Below are 21318 nucleotides of genomic sequence, written 5' to 3' on the forward strand. Positions count from 1 at the left end.
GTAAGCCTGCTGTTTTTCTCGGTTAGAACGCAACATATTTAACACCCTTCCGAACGGTTTATTTACAAATATTATACAATATTAACGCGGTGTCGTGTTGAATTAAATACACAAAAAATAGCTGTCGAGACTTTCTCGACAGCCTGAAGCGGTTCATTCATTGAACCGCTTTTTTATGTTATTTAACTGTCAGGACATCACAGATAACAATATTTCGGATAATATTGAAAGTTTGCAGGATATTATGAATTGGCTAAGCCTCTTATAATAAAGTAAAGAAATTGATAACACTTACATAACGATCATAGGAGGCTTATCCATGAAAATTACCCGGCATCCGGAAAATCCGATCGTAGTGCCTGGACTCTACGACTGGAGAAAGGTGACGGTATTCAATCCGGCGGTCATTATCGATAACGGAAAATTCTATATGATTGAACGGACGGCAGGCTCACTGACTCCCTGTAAAAACTACCTGGGTCTCCTGGAGAGCACGGACGGTGTGCATTTCACCCATGTGTTGGACGAGCCCGTCGTAACGCCGGACCAGCTGGGATTCCCCTATGGCAGCATTCAGGACCCGCGGATCGTCAAGATCGACGACACCTTTTATTTGAACTATGCTTTGCGCCCATGCGCCATGAACTATTACCCGACGGGAGCCGGCATCCCTGAACGCTCGATTCCCGAGTATCCGGACGGCTGGGGAGATGAGGAAGGCCACTGGCTGACGCGCTCCGGGATATTGACCTCCAAGGACCTCATTCATTGGGAATACCTATGCGATACGACGCCGCTTGATATCAATGACCGCGACAACATTCTGTTTCCGGAGAAAATCAACGGCAAGTATGTGCTGCTTCGCAGACCGGAAGAATATGTAGGGGAGGAATATGGAACCGAAAAAGCAGCCATGTGGATCAGCTACTCCGACGACTTGGTGCATTGGGACGAGCCCAAGCTGCTGGCAAAAGCCGAGAACAACGACTGGGAGTACAAAAAAATCGGCGGCTCGACGCCTCCGGTACGAACAGACAAGGGATGGCTGGTGCTTTACCACGGCGTAGACCAAGATACGGTGTATCGCGTAGGGGCCTTGCTGCTGGATCTGGAAAATCCGGAAAAAATCATCGCCAGAACCCGCCGGTTCATTATGGAGCCGGAGACGTACTATGAGAAGTTCGGCTATCAGATTCCGAACGTCGTTTTCCCGACAGGGAATGTAGTCAAGGACGGGCTTCTCTATATCTATTATGGCGTGACGGATACGGCGATCGCGCTCGCAACGGTTCCTTTGGATGAGTTGGTAGATTATATTTTGAACGAACCGCAATAACGCAGGGTTAAGGCGTGGCAGAGTTAAAACTGGTTTCTCTGCCCCGCTTTCTATAGAACCTAACATGTAAGCGATACCATTAATTTGAAATTTCGTAAAGTATATGTCAACAATATTGACGCTTATCAACAGAATTGTGCATTATATAAATTCCACCTATTCAAAATGACTTGAAAAAATTAGATGAAATCGTTTTTTTAATGGATATTGGGATTTAAAGTCCGCTTGTATAATTAATATATCTTATATTGTTAAATATAAGAACATAATATGTAACATATAAAGAGAGGGGTATAACAAATGAAAACGTCTAAGAAGCTTAGAACGATGCTGCTGACCGGAACAGCTGCGCTGCTGCTCATGTCAACCGTCGCCTGCGGCTCCGGAGAGAAAGATGCTGCCGAACCGGAAAAGGTTACCTTGAACATCATGCATCCATGGACATCGCCGAACGTGGATAACGAGGTGTACAAAGAGCGGATCGCTGAGTTCGAAAAACAGCATCCTGACATCATCATCAAACAGGACGGGGTAGCGGCAACCGAATATAAAACGAAGCTGCGCACGCTGGCTGCTGCCAACAACCTGTCGGATATCAATGTAGTATGGCCTGGTGCCGACCTGGTTCCTCTGGTTGCCGGGGATTTGCTGATGCCGCTGGATGACCTGATGGACAACTGGAAGGATATTTTGCCGGAGGACGCATTGGCCGGGTTTAACCAGAACGACAGTCAATTCGCCGTGCCGACCAAACAAACCTTCGTGGACATTATTTATTACAATAAAGAGATGTTCGCTGGGGTCGGTTATGACCAATTTCCGGCTACCTACGACGAATTCATTGATGCGGTGAAAAAGCTGAAGGAAGCCGGCATTACGCCGATCTCCTTGGGCAACAAAGAGAAATGGCCGCTGCAATCGTCCTTCTTATCGATTATCGGGGACCGTTACGCAGGCAGTGACTTCTTGCAGAAAATTCTGAACAAGGAAGCCAAGTTTACCGACCCCGAATACGTGAAAGCGATTGCGGTCATCGATGAACTCGCCAAGCTGGGAGCATTCAATACGGATGCGAACAACATGGATTCCGTGCAAGGGCAGGACTACTTCATTCAAGGCAAGGCAGCCATGCATATCTCTTCTTCTACCGTTGACGGAAGAATCCGCATCAACAACGAGGAAGGGGACAAATTCGGCATTGCGCTCTTTCCGAGCGTCCCTGGAGGCTCCGGCGATCCGGTGAAAAGCGCGGGCGTCGTTCAGTACGGCATCGCCATTAAAAAAGGATTGAGCGATGAAAAGAAAGCGGCTGCCGAGGAATTCATTAAGTTCTTTGTCAATGAGGACCTGTATAAAGATCTGATCAGTAAAGGCGTTGTCGTACCGGCCAACGTGGAAATTCCTGAAGATGCGAGTCCGTATCTCAAGGAAATGCTGGAGTTGACCAATAAGGGTACGGCACCGGTGTTCGACAGTGTCATTCCGACGCAAGTTACCGATGTCATGCAGAACGGATTGCAGGCTCTGACGATTGGCAGAGGTACGCCGGAGGAGCTCGCCCAAGAGGTGCAGGAAGCTTTCGACAGCATGAAATAAGCGAGAAATTTCCCTAAGTCAACATTATGATGGCACAAAGAAAAACCCGGCAGCGGGTTTTTCTTATTAAAGGCAGAAAGAAAGGAGTTACGCCAATGCATACGCTTAAGCATACGAAATGGGCTATTTTCTTGGGCTTGGCGCCAGCACTCATTATATATATATGCATTGCCATATTTCCCATCGGCTTATCGGTCTATTATTCCTTGATGAACTGGGATGGGATCACCCCTATGCGTTTTATCGGGCTGGACAATTTTGTGGATATATTCAAGGACGATATATTTTGGCTGTCCGTTAAAAACAACATCATTATCATGTTTACGGGGATAGCGGGTCAGATTCCGCTTGGCCTGCTGCTGGCCTTGCTGCTGAATCGGGGACTCAAGGGCTCCAGTTTCTTCCGGACCATCGGATTCCTGCCCGTGGTCATCTCATCGGTAATGGTATCCCTCATCTGGGGCATGGTGTACAACACGGAATACGGGATGCTGAATAACCTGCTCGGCGTTTTGGGTCTTGAAAGCTGGCAGCAAAATTGGCTGGGCGATCCGTTCTGGTCCATGATTTCCATCAGCATCGCTTATATATGGCAAAACTGCGGATTATATATGATCATTCTATTAGCTGCACTTCAGAATATCCCCGATGAAGTCAATGAGGCGGCTGCCCTGGACGGGGCAACCGGACTAAGCCGGATCATGCGGATTACCATCCCGATGATCCGAGGAACATTGCTCGTCTCCGTTGTCTACAGCATCAGCAACTCGTTCCGCGTGTTCGATCTGATCCAGATCATGACGGGCGGAGGACCGGCACATGCGACGGAGGTTATGACCGTTTATATGTATAACAACTCATTTATGAATATGAGATTCGGCTACGGCAGTGCGGTATCCGTATTGATTCTGCTGTTTAGCCTTATCGTCATCACGATCGTAAATCGATTGGCGAGAGAAAAGGAATAGAAGGGAGAGGGAGGAGATGTACAGACAAACGAAATGGTTCCATTTATCGGCATACACTTTTTTGGGCATATTCGCTATTATTAATATAATCCCTTTCTTTTGGATGATCGTAGATTCGTTCAAAACCGAGCAGGAATATGCGGCGAATCCGTTCTCCATACCGACAGAGCTGCAATTCTCCAATTACGCGAAAGCGTGGGAAGTGGCGAATATGGATACCTACTTCCTTAACAGCATCATCGTAACGGTTGTATCGTTGGTCGTGACGGTCCTTCTCGGATCGCTTGCGGCGTACTTCTTGGCAAGGTTCGATTTTAAGCTGCGCGGTGCGACTTACGCGATATTTCTGCTGGGCATGGTCGTTCCGATCCATGCGACCTTGATTCCGATCTTCTTGATCATGCGGAATCTGCATTTGCTGGATACCCACTTATCGCTGATTCTTCCTTACACGGCCTTCCATTTGTCGTTGACGATCTTTATTCTAGAAGGCTTCATGAGAGGATTCCCGAAGGATCTCGAAGAATCTGGCGTCATGGACGGCGCGGGCGTATTCAAGATTTTCTGGTCGATCATTTTGCCGATCACGCGCCCTGCCATTTCAACTGTCGTGATCTTGAACTTTATCTATAATTGGAACGAGTATTTGTTTGCACTCGTCTTGATCAGTTCATCGTCCCTGAAAACACTGCCGCTGGGTCTCGCCAACTTTGTCGGCATTGAGACGGCCAGCCTGACGTTGCAAATGGCGGCACTGACGATCGCGCTTATTCCGATCATTATTTTTTACTTGCTGCTGCAAAAGCAATTGGTTAACGGCATGACGGCAGGAGCAGTTAAAGGTTAAACTGGTTTCAATTCAACATCATGAGGACATCGAAAGAGGGAATGGACATGCGCAGCAGTTTTGGCTGGATCGGGAATTATGGTCTGAAACAGAAGGCTCTGGTCATTTTCCTCTTTTTTGTCATTCTGCCTACGCTTGGGGTCGGCGTCCTGGCCCAAGACAAGCTGAACGAAGTGCTGCGCAGCCAATTTATTCAATCAAGCCAGCGCAGCCTGGAGATCGTAACGAACCAGTTGGAAGAGCAAACGACCATGATTGAGGACATTGCCGATTATTTGATCCTGAGCAATGACATGCGCCAATACCTGCGCCTTGATCCACCGCCAGAGAGCGGGAGGGCTGAGCAGTTGAAGCAAAATCTCGAAGGATTTCTGACGTTTCAGTTAATGTCCAAAAACTATATCAAATCGATGTCGATCACCGGATTTAACGGCAATTCCATTGAGATGGGCGAGCCGATTCACGGCAACGAAGAGTCATGGAACCGGCTTGCGGACGAGCATAAAGGCGGGATCGTGTGGAGCAGCGGCTATCCTTCAACCAGCGGCTGGTATGGAGAAGTAAACCTCGTCTCATTGTTCCGGGTGCTGAATTCCTACGACGAGATCACGCAGCCGCTTGCCCGGCTCGTCATCCGCATGGATGAAGCCAGTATACTTAAACAGCTGCAGCGGGGGTTGACGCGGGACGAAGGCATGGTGTTTATTGTGGATTCGGAAGGTCAAATCGTACTGCCTTCCAAAGAAATGTTTCCCTTGAATATCGGCGATTGGGAAGCGTTTACGGATCTCGTAACCGCAGGGACGATGGGGATTTCCACTTACCGTCACGACGGGGAAGCGTATTTGACCTTTCATCAACGAATGGAAAATACCGATTGGAATATCGTTTCCATGGTGCCCAAGGCTGCGCTTGATCAGGATATACGCGGCGTAAGAATCTTAATGCAGGTCATTCTTGTGGGGATCCTCCTATTGGGTTTATTGGCCTTGATCGGCTTCCACTATACGATTATCAGACCGATTCTGCGCTTGAAGATTGAGACCAATCGCGTAAAGCTCGGCGATTTCTCCGCGAGGGTACCTATTCGTTCCAAGGATGAGATTTCCGAGCTGAACCGCAGGTTTAACGATATGGTATCCACGATTCAGGAATTGATCGAGCATAAATACAAGCTGGAACTGCGGGAGCGCGAATCCGAGCTGCGTTTGCTGCAGGAGCAGATGGACCCGCATTTTCTCTATAATACGCTCGATATGATCCGCTGGACTGCCAGGCTGGAGAAGGCCAGCGAATCCAGCCAGCTCATCGAAATTTTGTCTCGATTCCTGCGTTCCAGTCTGAACAATGGTCATTACGAGACCAGTCTCGCTAAAGAAATGGAGTTCGTACGCTCCTATTTGTATTTGCAGCAGAGGCGGCTGGGACAAAAACTGAAATACGCACTTTATATGGAATATGATCTGTTGAATTCGCTTACTTTGAAGGCTACCATTCAGCCTTTGGTTGAGAATTTTCTTAAACATGGCATAGATCGGCGCGAGCCGGCAGCCAGAATATCGGTCATAGCGTATAAGCGGGAGGATGAGATTTGGATCGACGTGCAGGATAACGGCCGCGGAATGGACGATCTTACTTTAGAGGAAGTTCGGGAATCCCTTCGAAACGGGGTTCAAGCCGGTCGCAAACGAGGTGCGCTCAGCAACATTCATGAACGTCTATACTTATATTTTGGAGAACGCTACGGACTGGAAGTGATAGAGGCTTCACCTCAAGGAACCTTGATTCGCCTCAAGCTCCCATATTCTGAAACCTACGGTGGTGAATCGTACGATGCAACACGTGAAGACAGTAAAAATGCTGATCGTTGACGATGAACCCGTGATCTGTCAAGGCTTGCACTATACCATTGACTGGGCGGATTATGGAGTCGAAGTCGTCGCGGAGGCTTATGACGGCAATGAAGCTTTGCAGGTGGTGCAGGAACACGGGATTGATCTGGTTCTTACGGACATCCGGATGGAGGGAATGGACGGGCTTCAGCTTGCTAAGGAGCTGAAGCGCTGCCACCCTCAGGTTCGGGTCATCATGATCAGCGGTTATGAGGAATTCGAATATGCACGCCAAGCCATCAAGCTGGATGTAACCGATTACTTGCTGAAGCCCGTCGATATTGACGAATTGGTGGCGGCCGTGACCGGGATCGTGGAAGACATTCGCAGCAAGGATACCCGTGTCAACAGTCCAACGAAGGATGCGGAGCTTTGGCTTTCCGAGATGGCCGCGCATTATGAAACTTCATTAGCCAAGTCGATACCTCCATATTTGTTAAACAGTGCCGAGTATAAACTCATAGCCACGCAGCTGGAGAAGTTTTCGAACCTTGCGGCTTCCGTGAATGAACAGGATTTTGTGAGACTTCAGCAATTGTGGCTGCATACGATACGCGAAAACCTGGAAGCTAGCGGCATCCGTCAAGTATCCGTGTTTGTGCATAAAAATTTGCTGTTGACCCTGCTGATGACGGATCAACCGCGCCCGAAGCGGCAGTGGGATGAAATTCTGCAGGCAATGCTGGATGTTTGGCCGGAAGAGCATCGCATGTATGGGGCGGTATCGGATGCTTACGCTTCCCTGGACCAAACGGCAACCATATGCGCCGATGTGCGCGCGTTATTGCCTTATTATGCCTTGGAGCATCGCTCCTTGCTGGATCGGGAATATAAGGCCGAGGCGGATTTCGGCCGGGCATTGCATGATTTCGACAGTGCCGACATGGTATCGAAACTGTCCGTGGCATTATTCAAGCAGGATGCTGATATGCTGGAAGAGCTTGTCGAGGGCATGTTCCAATTTTTCCGGGATCAGCAGTACCTGCTGACGGATATGGTAAACGTGTGTGATGAACTAACCATCATGCTGCGGCAGCGACTTCGCCAAAGCGGCCTGACCCAGCTGGAGCATGGCCTGGAGAGAACGATTGATCTGGAGGTGTTCAATCATCCCGACGCGATTCGTCTGGCGATATCCACGGAAGTTTTTGACCTGCTGCAACTGATCGACAAGGTCGGCATCGACAGGTCGTTCTGGATCATTGAGAAGGCCAAGAAGTATATGGCGGATCATTATCTGAGCGAACTGAAAGCGTCTGAAGTGGCGGCGTATTTAAAGATTACGCCAAGCTACTTCAGCAATATTTTCAAACAAAGCACGGGAAAAAGCTTCAGCGAATACATGAACGAATTGCGCATCAACGAGGCAAGGAAGCTGCTGCTGACGACGCAGGACAAGGTGTTTGAGATTGCCGACCGCGTCGGCTACAAAGAATACAAGTATTTTGTATCCGTCTTCAAACTGTACACGGGCATGACGCCCAAGAAATATCGGGTCTTGAATATCAAAGAATGATTATAAGCATGACGACCAGGATGGAAGGAGTATGGGGAATATGGAGAAATATCGTAATGCTGCGCTCCCCGTAGACGAGCGTGTTGAGGATTTGTTATCCAGAATGACGCTGCGAGAGAAGGTCGGGCAGCTGAATCAGCACTTGTACGGCTGGATGGCTTATCGTCGAAGCGAAGGAACCGAAACGGAGTTTGAACTGACCGACTTATTCAAGGATCATGTCGAGTGGGGAGCCGGAATGGGAGCGCTGTACGGACTGTTCCGGGCGGATCCCTGGTCCGGAGTGACTTATGAGAACGGGGTTCCTACGCGAGACAACGCGAAGGTGGCGAATGCCATCCAGCGCTATGTAATCGAACACAGCCGGCTGGGCATTCCCGTCCTGCTCTCGGAGGAATGTCCTCATGGCCATCAAGCGCTTGACGGAACGCTTCTGCCCGTCAATACGGCCATCGGTTCCACCTGGAATCCCGAATTAATTGAACAAGCCTATTCCCAGGTAGCCTCCGAGATCCGCAGCCGAGGCGCGCATTTAGGGTTGGTCTCGGTATTGGACATCCTGCAGGATCCGCGGTGGGGACGCTCCGAGGAGTGTTACGGAGAAGACCCTTACCTGGCTGCGCGAATGACGGAAGCGGTTGTGTTTGGCATGCAGGGAAGAAACCCGGAAGAATGGAGTAGTCCGAATAAGGCAGCTGCCGTGCTCAAGCATCTGTGCGCACAGGGAGCAGGGCAGGGCGGTCGGAATGCGGGCCCGGTTCCCGCAGGCGAGCGGGAACTGCGGGAAATTCACCTGCCTGCCGCGGAGGCTGGGATCAAGGCAGGAGCGGCTGGCGTCATGGCGGCCTATAATGAACTCGACGGCATTCCGTGTCATGCCAATGATAAGCTGTTAACCGGCATTCTGAGAGATGAATGGGGATTTGATGGAATTGTCATGGCGGATGGAACGGCCATCGACCGATTGGTGTCCATTGCGGGAGACTATGAATCGGCAGCGGCGCTTGCCCTGTCATCCGGGGTGGACCTAAGCCTGTGGGACAAGTCGTTTACGACGCTTGAACAAGCGGTGAAACAAGGGAAGGCCGATATGGAGAGCATCGACCGCGCGGTTGGTCGAGTGCTTGGGCTGAAATTCCGATTGGGACTGTTCGAGCAGCCGTACGTTGACGAGAGCTTGGCTGCTTCGACCGTGAATAATGCAGCTGCTAAAAACTTGAATGCATCCGTCGCGAGAGAAGCGGTAGTGCTGCTTAAGAACGACAAAGACGTACTGCCGCTGAGTGGCGGCAGCATCAAACGACTGGCGGTCATCGGCCCTAACGCTGACAGGCTCTATAACCAGCTTGGGGACTACACCAGCGTACAGCGCGAGGGCAGCGGAGTCACGGCGCTTCAAGGCATTCGAATGGCTGCACCCGCAGGTACAGACATCGTCTTCGCTCCCGGATGCAGCGTCCGAGGCATGTCCACGCAAGGCTTGCCTGAAGCGATCGAAGCCGCCCGTTCCGCGGATGCGGTCGTGCTCGTGCTTGGCGGCAGCAGCGCCCGGCAATTCGGGGACGCATTCGATAATAACGGCGCAGCGATCGTAGCGGAAGGGGATCCGACGGAGATGGATTGCGGCGAAGGTGTCGATCTTGCCGATCTGCGATTAGGCGGCATTCAGGAACAGCTGGTACGTGAAATTTACGCCATCGGTAAACCATTGATTACGATACTCATTCAGGGACGTCCGTTGGCTATCGGCGAGGTGGCTGAGCTCAGCGATGCCTTGCTGTGCGCTTGGTATCCCGGCAGTGAAGGCGGCCGTGCCATCGGAGAGATCCTGTTCGGCCAGGTGAACCCGAGCGGCAAACTGCCCGTTTCGATCCCGCGCTCCGTGGGTCAATTGCCGGTTTATTATAATCAGAAAAATGCAGGGCGCCCTCGCCCTTATGTCGATATGCCGTCCAAACCGTTATATCCGTTCGGATTCGGCCTCGGTTACAGCACGTTCGAATACGGTTCTTTGACCATCTCGCAGAAAGAAATGACGCTTGAAGAGCTTCGATCCGGAGGTCGTGTCGAAGTGTGCGTGGAGATGAAGAACACCGGAAAGATGAAGGGAGCCGAAGTTGTACAGCTCTACATACAAGCCGATCAATCAGGGATAACCCGCCGTTTACGGGAATTGAAGGGATTCAAAAAGGTAGCGCTGGAGCCTGGTGATGTAACCACCGTCACGTTCGAGCTCGGCTTCGAGGAGTTGGCTATTTGGAATCGAAACATGGAATTCGAAGTGGTCCCTTGCAGAGTTAGCCTCGTTGTTGGCGGGCACTCGGATTGGGACACCGGTGTTGTTGAGTTGAAGATAAAGGCCTGATCGTAAGCCTCTGTCAAGGGGTTTGTATACATGTCTAAACGATCATATTTTTGGAGACAGCATTCCATGCTGTCTCTTTTCGTTGTGATCAGCCTTTCGTTGACATTAAGAAGGAATCGGGATATCATGAATGGAAATCAAGGAAAATAAAAATGTTTTTATATTTTCCGGGGTAGGAAGGTGAATTTCATTGAGAGAACGAATTGTCGAAGCGGCAAGCAAGGAAATTAGGAGAAGTGGATTGCGATTTACGATGGGTGAGCTGACCAAACAGCTGGGGATGAGCACAAAGACGCTGTACGGATACTTCCCTTCGAAGGATGTACTTATTGCAACGATTCTTAATGAGGCCATTGTCGAACTTCAAGAAAAAGAAAAGGACATCATGGGTAATCCTGACCTGACTACACTCGATAAACTTAAGCGATGCCTCATCCTTATCCCGACTGATTTTCAGTTTATCGGATTGAACCTCATAACCGAGCTCCAGCGTTATTATCCAGATCAATGGAAGACGCTGGATCAATTTCTAAATAAGCAATGGGACAGCATTACTGAACTATTTCAGGAAGGAATCAATCAAGGATGGTTACGCCCTTTTAATACCAAAATATTTATTGATTTGTATGTAGGAGGTCTTTATCGATTAATTGAGGACTCAGCAGCAAACAAGAGCAGCATGACTCTACAGGAAGGGCTACGTGAGATGGGAGAGATTCTTTTGGCCGGTATCATCAAGCGGGAAGCTTGAGCAAACGATAGTCCACTAAGGAGAAGAGAGGGTATGAATTGAGCAAAACATTAAAAGGTTTGTTTTTATTTACGGATATCGGATTTATCTTGTATTGGATCGTCACCGCACTAGCGTTAATTCCCAAGGAATATTTATATCAGGATTATACCAATGAGCTGCTAGTGGCCTGGAATTGGTCGTTCTTCCCGCTGGATATACTCATTTCCATCACCGGAATGTACAGTCTTTTCTTACATAAACACAAGAATATTAAGTGGAGAAACTTTGCCTTAATCTCACTTACCCTGACATTTTGTTCCGGGCTGCAGGCGATCGTTTTCTGGATCATGAAGACCGATTTCGACATCATGTGGTGGGCCCCTAATCTGTACCTCATGTTATATCCATTATTCTTCATCCCAAAACTGCTTGAGACCAAAAAGCCGTGTTAATTCACGGCTTTTTGATTTTCGTTTCACAAAGATCGGATGAACATTCGCTAAAAGTCACTGCCGACATATTCTGAGCTCCAACGAAAAAAAGGGCTAAAGGACCATACGGTTCGTCTAACTTTAAGTATTTTATACACGGGAAATTCTTGAGGTACATGGTAAACTCAATAGTGGATCCCCCATTTTCTGTAATAAAGCAGAAACTTGATTGGAATGAAACGATGTTTCTGTATAAAGAGAGGAGGAAGATATCCCATATCATGGAAAAAATGCCCGCATGAACCTTATTATTAGTACGTATTCGGGGGCAGTCCAATTTGATTCCTACTATTAGTGGAGGTGTATTGATGGTTGACGTTCAAGGGTTGAGTCATATGAAAAGGCACTTAAAAATTCTCACGTCCGCAATACTTGCAGCTCTCGTGTTTTGTATGTCCGGATTGCCCGCATTCGCGGCAACTCCTGAGAAAACGCTCAACGCTTCGGCAACGCTTGCCTACAATTTAAAGGGACTTAATCATAACGTGGCAGTTCAAAAGGCTTATATCGCGGATAAATATCTCTATGTCACGCAGCGGTCGAAGGGAAATTGCTATCTTTCAAGACTGCTCATTAACGGGAAAGACGCTACTTATGTAGATGAAATGACCGTCACGAATACCGGCCACTGCCAAACGCTGGATATGTATACGTACAACGGCATCAATTACTTTTATTTCAGTTCGAAGGCAGATCCTTCAACGGACTATTACTGGTCGCTGCAGGTAGCAAGACTTCAATATTCGGCTGGCAAAACCGTAGATTATACGGATTTGCATCGTTTCACCTACATGAATTACGCCAATAAAACAGGAGCAAGGCTAGGCGAGACCTACCGTGTGGATGGCGGCGGCAACAGTACTCATACGGTGTTCCGCGTACAGACAAAAGAAGGGACTGTAACTTGGTCCATTTATGACACGGTCGCACTCAATAAGCTTCTGGACAGCAATGCACAGGTGAGGATGGACAGCGCAGCTGCAGTTAACGCCGCCGTCAGCAGCTTTACGCAGTCGGGCAGTGCAATCGTAAGGCCGAATGGCTCCTTCCAGGGGGCCGATATGCTCGGTCAGACGAAAATCTATACATCAGGCGGTGCGGAAGGCGACATCCCGCAGATTGCCATGATGACCAACGCAGGGACATACAAAACCCTCGTGAAAATCACCAATGTGGGGAACCATGAAATCGAGGGAGTGCAGACAAAGAACAGCAACGTTTATTTTACGATCGTTACGGACCCGGTAAACAAAAAAGATACGCAAAAAGTGTATTACGTTCCGGACAGCATATTTAATTAACTTCCACGCGGGTCAGACGCTGAGAATGGTAGCAACAGTAAAAGTAGCTTAGTTCGGCATTCGACAATGAAAGGGAGTTTCGTCCATGAAAAAGAGCGTCATCTCATTTATCGCTTGCCTGTTGTTTGTTCCCATGTTAACAACGGGGGTGCTGGCGGCTGAAAAAGGACAAGGCAAAGAAGTAAGCATAACGGTGATGTCTTACAACATCCATCACGGGGTTGGATTGGATGAGCAGTTAAGCCTGCAAAGAATTGCCGATGTCATCCGTGATTCCGGCGCAGAGATTGTCGGCCTTCAAGAAGTGGACCGGTATTACGGGGAACGAAGCGACTTTCAAGACCAGGCGAAGGAACTGGCGGGTTTGTTAGGTTATCACTATGCTTATGGTGCCAATCTTGATTTGGAGCCGGAGGAAGGACAGACGAACAACCGTCAGTACGGAACTGCCATTGTTAGCAAGTATCCGATCCTTCGATCCGAGAATGTTTTGTTAAGCAGCTTCGGGAAGGAGCAGCGCGGTGTACTGCACGCTGTCGTAAATCTGAAGGGAATCCACGTGGATGTGTACAATACGCATCTTGGACTGGATGTCACCAGCAGAACGGCACAGGCGCAGGAAATCATTGACCTGGCTTCTGCCTCTGAGGGGCCGATGCTGCTGATGGGCGATTTTAACGCGGAACCTGACAGTTCAGAGTTTAAGCTGCTGCTCGACAGCGGTTTATTCGCAAACAGCTTTCAGGGAATAGACGATGCCTATACGTTTCCTGTAATCAATCCATCGGCAACGATAGATTACATTCTGATCTCTCCAGCTGTTCAGTATTCGAATCAGCGCGTGATCTATACGGAAGCATCGGATCATCTGCCCATCGCAGCCGAAGTATCATTCAAGCGTTAAGACCATAGGATAGGCATAAGATGAGGTCCAAACATGATTTAAGCAGGACATAACAATGATCAAGAGGCTATCGCCAGGCATTTGCTTGGGGTAGCCTTTCTCGTATGAGGAGATGAATCGATATTCTTCCCTTTACAGTTTTTTTACCGTTCTGTCTATATCCACAAAATAGGTTATGCTACGATACAAGCACAAGGAGGGAGCGTGCATGATCACTTGGAGATTACCGCTGGTTGCATTGATGTGCTTGAGCATAACCGTAACAGGGTGCATGCAGGGTGGCAAAGGGCAGGGCTCTGATCGTCTATTTTCGCACTCAACGGCATCGGATATGTCTGGTGCCGAAGAAAAGACAAAGCTGAGATTCTGGTCAACGGGGCGCCATGACGCGAATTATATCAAAGAGGTCATTCATCGTTATAACCAAGAAAATTCCGATCTTATTGAGGTTGAGATGACGGTTATGGCAGATGATTTTGCCCAATCGCTTGATTTGTCATTTGCCAGTGAGTTATCCCCTGATATCTTCACCCCGATCGATCTTGCTGAAATGACTCGAAAAGGCTATGTAGAGCCATTAAACGAATATTTAACGCCGGAGATCAGAAACAGGTTCGGGAAGCAAGCCTTCATCGAAGGATATAATGTGTTTGATCTATTCATATACAGTCTTCCTAACAGCGGATCAACCTTGCGGCTTATTTATAATGTGGAGCTGTTTGAGCGGGCCGGCATAACCTCACCTCCGAAATCGATTGACGAGTTGGTGGAAGCCGCGAGCCGGATTACCGAAATTGGAAAAGCGGATGGCGTTTACGGTTTTGCGCTACCCTATAAAATTCCTGCCAGCGCTCTTGGCCGGTCAGCCGTTCCGATTGCGGAAATAAGCGGAATCAGCGGCGATGGTTATGACTTTTCAACAGGCAACTATGATTTTACGGGATTTATACCGATTATTAGCGCGTTCCGAACCATGGTGGAGAATGGCAGTACGCTGCCGGGATCAGAATCCCTGGACATCGATCCGCTGCGGGCGCAGTTTGCCGACGGGAAGATCGGGATGTATCTGTCCTATTCTTCGGAACCCAGCATTTATAAGTTTCAGTTTCCGGCCAAGATCCAATGGGGAGCTGCACTTCCCCCATCGATTGACGGAACCTATAAAGGAGTGATCAATCAGGGAGTTGGAGCGACAAGGTGGTTATCGATTAGCAGCCAGTCGAAGCACAAGGAGGAAGCTTGGAAATTTCTCCGTTATATGTACAGCGATGAAGTGCTGATCGGGTATCAGGAAGCCGGACTTGGCATTTTATCTGTGGATGCGGTAGCCGCTAAAGCCAGGAAACCCGATATCGACGGTATCACCGGCTTTTTTCCAGGTGATTATGACGGGATATGGCCTGCATCGCCGCAAGGATTCAAACCAAAAGGAAAGGAGTGGGAGGACGAATTCGTCAAGTACATCATGATCGGCGGAGATCTCGATCGATTGGTTGAGGATCTGAACGCGCGTTACAACGCAGCATTAGATCAGGAACGGGCCGCCGGCAGAGTGAATACGCAAGCTATACCGTCATTTGATCCGCTGCATCCTCAGGATGTCTCATGGCAAAGTGATTGATCTACTATTACGGACAACTGCAGCCACAGCCGAAACTTAGAGACGGAGGATGTTGATCTATGCTCTACCGATTATCGTTCAGACGCCGAATTTGGATCGCGTTTATGCTCATTGTCATCTTTGCGGTTACTACCGCAGGCGCGTTAAGCTACATGATCGCGGAGGAAGTTGTGAAGGACAATGCTTATCAGCTAAGTCAGGAAACGATTCATCAAACTTCGAAGGTGTTAGATGAGAAGCTGAATCATATCACACAAGCGGTTTACTCGATGATGGTCAATACCGCATACCGAAGAGCCTTAGGAATGGACAGCAGTTACTCGGAGGCGGAGAATTATTATACACATCTGTCCGGGCTGCAATCGACTTTTGTGCAGACCAAGCTGTATGAACCTGTTATCGATTCTATTCTTATCGCCACGCGTGAGGGTGACTATTACCAGACAAGTCAGCAGCGTAACTTCTCCCATTCGTTCTATGACTCGGAGCTGTATACGCTTATCAAAAGCGAGAAGCGCAAATTATGGGTGGCCGGTCATGAGGACAATTTCTTTTCCAGCAGGGAGAACGTTATTTCCTTTGTGATGGAGGGCGTACCCTCCCATTACATCGAGGATATTTTCGTTGTAGCGAATATCAAAATCGACTCGATCCGATCCTTAATTGCCTCGGAGGATAAAAATCGCAAACAGTTCCATCTCTTGGCCTCATCCGATGGGAGTGATGTGCTGTTAAACGATTCTATCATTGCGGATACGCTAAAACATGAGCCTAAATACAGGGAGGCCTTAACAGCTGAGCAGGGAAGCTTTGAGTATTCGGATCAAGGTTATGAGTACCTGGTTAACTTTACCAAGCTAGGTGGAGTGAAGGAGTGGACGTTATTCAGCTTCCTGCCTAAATCGGAGTTGATGAAGCAGATGGACAGCATCAAGCTGACCATTCTCGGAGTTATTACGGGATGCTTGCTCGTGTCGTTTGCTTTTGCCAATATGCTAACCCGTTTGCTTATAAGACCGTTAAGCCACTTGCAATCACTAATGAAACGGGTGGAGATGAACGATCTTAACGTACGTTATGAAAGCGAATACAATGATGAGATTACGCAGGTCGGTTATCGCTTTAACCGGATGCTGGAAGAGCTTAATGAAATGTTTGACGTTGTGAAGCAGGCAGAGAAGGATAAACGCCAGTCCGAGATGAAAGCCCTGCAAGCTCAAATTGACCCTCATTTTCTATATAACACTCTTAACACGGTTTACTGGAAGTGCCAGTTGAATCAATTGGAGGATGTGCAGGAAATGGTGCTGTCCTTATCACAGCTGTTTCAGCTCGGCCTCAATCGCGGCAATGAGATGACGACGCTTGAACATGAGCTGCTCCACGTGGAGCAGTATTTAAACATTCAGCAGAAATGCTATGAAACGCTGTTTACCTACAATATCGAGGTTGATCCCTTAGTGGATATGCAGCACCCGATCTTAAAAATCATGCTGCAGCCGCTGGTTGAAAATTCAATCCTGCACGGCTTTAACGATCGTAATGAGGGCGGGTTCATTCGAATTCAGGTGAAACAGGATAGCACCTATCTGTATTTCAACGTGGAAGATAACGGTATGGGGCTGAACGAAAAGAATCCAGCTGATCCACTTCTTCGACAACCGGCATCCTCTCCTACATCGGGTTATGCGTTAAATAATGTCCGATTGCGATTACAGCTTCAGTATGGAAGCTCGGCAGATTTGTACATGGAAAGCGAACCTAATGTATGTACCCGAGTTTCGATTATCATCCCCCGTTACCCACGACTTGAAGGGAGTTGACTAAAAGCAGATGAGCGCAATAACGACAACGATTTGCTTTATAGATGACATTCAGAGTGTCGTCGATGGCGTATCCAAGCAAATCAACTGGGAACGTCATGGGATAACCATAAGCGGAACGGCAATCAATGGAGAAGACGGTCTCATGTTGATCACCTCGTGCAGACCGGATATCATCGTGACCGATATTCGAATGCCGAAGCTCGATGGTCTGGAATTGACCCGACGCGTCAAAGAGCTCCTGCCTCGCAGCAAAGTCATATTGATGACAGGTTTCAGCGATTTTGAATATGCCAGGCAAGCGGTTCAGCTTGGGGCGTTTGACTTCATAACAAAGCCCTTTTCGCTGGCTCATATCGAGGAAATTGTTGTAAAGGCCAAAAAAGAAATTGCAGCGATACGAAATCAAGAGGATCATATCGCTGAATTAGAGCAGCGGGTTCAGGAGAGTATGCCGTTCCTACGTCAGGAATTGTTCACGTTATTGTTACATCATAAGGTGGACGAACAGGAGGCGGAGCAGCGGTGGGAATATGTAAAGCCGGATCTGGAGTCCAGGGATCTGCTCGTCATGATTCTTGAAATCGATGGATTTGATGACAAGCATCGAGATTCACCGATGAATGAACTAGAACTCGCTCGGTTTGCATTGAAGAATATTACGGAGGAGACCATCGCTTTGTATACAAGGGGGATGGTATTCCGGGATTCGGCTAACCGCTTGGTAGCGGTGTTGAATACACCGTTATCAGCTCCAGCGGCAGTCATAGCGGAGGCGTGCTGTCAGCATGTTAGATTATATACTTCATTAACGATATCCATCGGAATTGGCAGACCCGTAACGTATATCCATGAACTGTACTCATCGTATGATCAGGCTTTGCATGCCCTGTCATACCATTTCTATACCGGAGGCAACGCGGTGATTTCATATGAAGATATAGCTAATACAGAAATGTCCTTGCCGCGCAGTATACGGACCGCAGAGCAGGAAATGGTATATGCCTTACAATCAGGAAACGTCGAACAAGCCTTACTGACGCTCGATCATATCCTGAATGAGTTCACGGACAGGTCGCCGCTTCCCAAGCCGGAATACTTCATCAGCCTCTACTACGAACTGGCGTACATGATGCTAAGGGCGATTCAAGATAAGGTACCGATGAATGAACTGTCCGATTTGAACATGATCGTTCGGGAAGGGCGGGTCAGCTCGGAGAGGTCCTTAACGGACATGAAGAAGATTCTGCATAGCATCGTGACGCTAGGCTGTGAACGCATCGAGAATCAGAATCGCTCCGCCGCCGCAAAAATCATCCAGGAAGCCATTCACTATGTGAAATCCAATCTGGATCAGGACCTCAGCTTAAGTGCTTGCGCGAAGGCAGTTCACTTGAGCCCGAGTTATTTTGCCAGCTTATTCAAGAAAGTGGCGGGAATGGCATTTAGCCAATTTGTTACTCAAGAACGGATGGAGCTGGCCAAGCGGCTGCTCTTGGAGGATCGGCAAATCCAGGAGATTGCGGATTCGCTAGGTTATGTAGAGCGGCGGTATTTTACCGATGTATTCAAAAAATATACGCAGATGACACCATCGGAATTCAAGCAGGCGCACATAAGAAACAACATTTCATTGTAATAGGAGGGATATCGTGACTACCCGCATAGAGAATGACATTGACTGGCTGGTGTTTATATCCAGACACGATATGTTGTGGACGACGCGTCCGATCAGCTGGGATGAAGGGGCTTTTCTTGGAAACGGCACGCTCGGAGCGATGATCTACAGCGAAGAACATCGGGATAAACGGAATGTGCTGCGTTTTGTGCTTGGACGTTCCGATATAATCGCGTCACGTCCGGGTGAACAGGCTTTCCCGGTACGCGTACCTATTGGCGAGCTTGCATTAGAGCTGGAGGGATGGATTTATCAGCCCTTTGAAATGCGGGTGGAATTATGGAACGCGGAATTGAGGGCGGTTATACCGACAACAAAGGGAGAAGTCAGAATTCGTGCGTTTGTGCATGCATTAGCTCCCGTACTTGTCGTGGAGTTGGATGCAGATGAAGGTGAACGCGATGCGAAGCTGAAGTGGTACGCCTATTCGGAGGTTGATCCTATTTTGAAGAATGCGGACGGGATAAATCTCAACCAATACATTCCCGAAACCATCGTTCAGCTTATGGAATTCGGTGAGGTTTCAGTCGGCGTTCAGAAATATGAAACCGGAGAAGGCTGCACTACAGCTTGGCTAACTCGTCGCTCTGACCAGACTGAACAGGAATCGGGAAGCTGGCATCGGCAAAGCGTTATCTTAACCGTGATGAATGGCACGGAAGATGCCGTTTGTGATCAAGCGGTACGGGAGCTTCGGTCTGTGCCGAGCTCAACCTCAGGATGGGAAGCCTGGATTCATGCCCATCGCAGGTGGTGGCATCATTACTATCCGGAAAGCTTCATTTCGATACCGGATACGCAGTTGGAAAGCTTTTACTGGATACAGATGTATAAGCTGGCTTCTGCGACCCGTGGGGACTCATACCCTATCGATAATCAAGGTCCGTGGCTCACATCTACGCCATGGCCTGGATTATGGTTCAATATGAACGTGCAGATGAGCTACTCTCCGATTTATACGGCGAACCGCCTCCATCTGGGCATGTCGCTGATTCGTTCCCTGCAGGAGCATCAGGACCAACTGATCCGTAATGTTCCCGAAGCTTACCGTGCGGACTCGGCAGGCCTCGGTCGAAGCTCAAGCTATGATCTGGACAGTCCGGTCACGGATGAGGTGGGGAATTTAACTTGGGTCATGCATAACGCTTGGCGTCATTACCGTTATGCCCTGGATGATCATCTGCTGCGAAGCTTGGTATATCCTCTGCTCCGGCGCAGTGTGGGTTTATATTTGCACCTTCTTGAGGAAGGGCAGGACGGCCGTCTTCATTTACCTCCCACAATCTCACCGGAATATGGGTCCTTTAAGCAGCTGAAAACAGCCGATTCTCATTATGATTTAGCGCTGCTGCGCTGGGGATGTGAGACCTTAATCCGCATGACGGATCAGCTTGGTGTTCATGATCCGCTGCACGATCGCTGGCGTGAAGTCCTTGAGCGATTGGTACCTTTTCCGGTGGATTCATCCGGATATATGATCGGCGAGGGACAGCGTATGGAATTCGGACACCGCCATTTCAGCCATATGCTGGGGGCCTTTCCACTGCATATCGTTGGCGATACCAAAGAGGAGAAGGCGCTGATTCTTCGCTCGCTCCGGCATTGGATCGGCCTTGAAGGAGATTTGCGCGGATTTAGCTTCACAGGAGCCGCCTCCATCGCAGCCAAGTTAGGTTTAGGAGATGAAGCCCTCGCGTATTTGCGGAGTTTAATGCATCTCATTAAGCCGAACACGATGTACAAAGAAGCGGGACCGGTTATCGAAACGCCGCTGGCCGGGGCGGAATCGATCCATGACATGCTGCTTCAGAGCAGAGGGGAGCGGATCTATGTTTTCCCTGCAGTCCCTAATGAGTGGCCGGAGTCGGTATTCCATCATCTGCGGACAGAAGGAGGCTTCCTTGTTAGCGCTGTTCGGGAAGAGGGGCGCACCGCTTGGATACATATTTGCAGTCTTGCCGGAGAGCCCTGCCGGATCGTAACAGATATGTCCGCATCTGCGGAAGACGGCTTGTTTATTGACATCAGGGGAATCTCCAGGAAGTGTCCGATCCAGGCAGATGGGACGATCGATCTGGCTCTGAAACCTGGTGAGGAAGCTTACATTTACAGGGCCCGTTGGAGCGGCTCCACTCGATTCCGCATCTCGCCTGTCCCTGCTGAGAAGGGCAAATGCAATCTGTTTGGCAGTCGTAAACCGTGGAGATTGTATGGGATTCCCCAATAATTCGTAGTTATTCGTAAAAT

15 protein-coding genes are annotated in these 21318 nt (G+C 48.9%); all 15 read left to right on the top strand.

The features are described 5' to 3' along the window. Positions 1-319: 319 nt before the first annotated feature. Positions 320-1336: a glycosidase gene (locus AB4124_RS27055; RefSeq protein WP_339273076.1), complete on the top strand. Its 1017-nt coding sequence runs from the start codon at positions 320-322 to the stop codon at positions 1334-1336. Positions 1337-1636: 300 nt separating this feature from the next. Next, a complete protein-coding gene (locus AB4124_RS27060; RefSeq protein WP_441974762.1) occupies positions 1637-2932 on the top strand; it encodes an extracellular solute-binding protein in 1296 nt (431 codons plus the stop codon). 95 nt (positions 2933-3027) lie between these two features. Beyond that, the gene (locus tag AB4124_RS27065; RefSeq protein WP_015735068.1) at positions 3028-3900 is read left to right on the top strand and encodes a carbohydrate ABC transporter permease; all 873 of its coding nucleotides are present in this window, start codon (positions 3028-3030) and stop codon (positions 3898-3900) included. A 16-nt stretch (positions 3901-3916) separates the two neighbouring features. Continuing rightward, positions 3917-4747 (top strand): carbohydrate ABC transporter permease, encoded by an 831-nt coding sequence (locus tag AB4124_RS27070; RefSeq protein ID WP_441974763.1) that lies wholly within the window; start codon positions 3917-3919, stop codon positions 4745-4747. Positions 4748-4794: 47 nt separating this feature from the next. Then, on the top strand, positions 4795-6618 hold the full coding sequence (locus tag AB4124_RS27075; protein WP_441974764.1) for a sensor histidine kinase: 1824 nt from the start codon (positions 4795-4797) through the stop codon (positions 6616-6618). Next, a complete protein-coding gene (locus AB4124_RS27080; RefSeq protein WP_441974765.1) occupies positions 6581-8155 on the top strand; it encodes a response regulator in 1575 nt (524 codons plus the stop codon). The genes AB4124_RS27075 and AB4124_RS27080 overlap by 38 nt, the downstream gene beginning before the upstream one ends. 40 nt (positions 8156-8195) lie before the next feature. Next, on the top strand, positions 8196-10520 hold the full coding sequence (locus AB4124_RS27085; protein ID WP_441974766.1) for a glycoside hydrolase family 3 N-terminal domain-containing protein: 2325 nt from the start codon (positions 8196-8198) through the stop codon (positions 10518-10520). A gap of 190 nt (positions 10521-10710) precedes the next feature. Beyond that, positions 10711-11271 carry a TetR/AcrR family transcriptional regulator gene (locus tag AB4124_RS27090; RefSeq protein WP_441974767.1) on the top strand — a complete coding sequence of 187 codons (561 nt, stop codon included), beginning with the start codon at positions 10711-10713 and terminating at the stop codon, positions 11269-11271. 38 nt (positions 11272-11309) lie between these two features. Then, positions 11310-11705 (top strand): YvaD family protein, encoded by a 396-nt coding sequence (locus tag AB4124_RS27095; protein ID WP_441974768.1) that lies wholly within the window; start codon positions 11310-11312, stop codon positions 11703-11705. A gap of 347 nt (positions 11706-12052) precedes the next feature. Continuing rightward, complete coding sequence (locus tag AB4124_RS27100) at positions 12053-13045, top strand: hypothetical protein (protein ID WP_441974769.1); 993 nt, start codon at positions 12053-12055, stop codon at positions 13043-13045. 85 nt (positions 13046-13130) lie between these two features. Beyond that, the gene (locus tag AB4124_RS27105; RefSeq protein WP_441974770.1) at positions 13131-13949 is read left to right on the top strand and encodes an endonuclease/exonuclease/phosphatase family protein; all 819 of its coding nucleotides are present in this window, start codon (positions 13131-13133) and stop codon (positions 13947-13949) included. A gap of 208 nt (positions 13950-14157) precedes the next feature. Next, positions 14158-15570 (top strand): ABC transporter substrate-binding protein, encoded by a 1413-nt coding sequence (locus AB4124_RS27110; protein WP_441974771.1) that lies wholly within the window; start codon positions 14158-14160, stop codon positions 15568-15570. A gap of 59 nt (positions 15571-15629) precedes the next feature. Continuing rightward, positions 15630-17393 (top strand): sensor histidine kinase, encoded by a 1764-nt coding sequence (locus AB4124_RS27115; protein WP_441974772.1) that lies wholly within the window; start codon positions 15630-15632, stop codon positions 17391-17393. Between the two features lie 10 nt (positions 17394-17403). Continuing rightward, entirely contained in the window at positions 17404-19032 is a 1629-nt protein-coding gene (locus AB4124_RS27120) for a response regulator (RefSeq protein ID WP_441974773.1), read from the top strand. A 13-nt stretch (positions 19033-19045) separates the two neighbouring features. Beyond that, complete coding sequence (locus tag AB4124_RS27125) at positions 19046-21298, top strand: glycosyl hydrolase family 95 catalytic domain-containing protein (RefSeq protein WP_441974774.1); 2253 nt, start codon at positions 19046-19048, stop codon at positions 21296-21298. The last annotated feature ends 20 nt before the right edge of the window (positions 21299-21318 follow it).

Source organism: Paenibacillus sp. 2KB_20, assembly GCF_052115765.1.
Taxonomy (GTDB): Bacteria; Bacillota; Bacilli; order Paenibacillales; family Paenibacillaceae; genus Paenibacillus_AQ.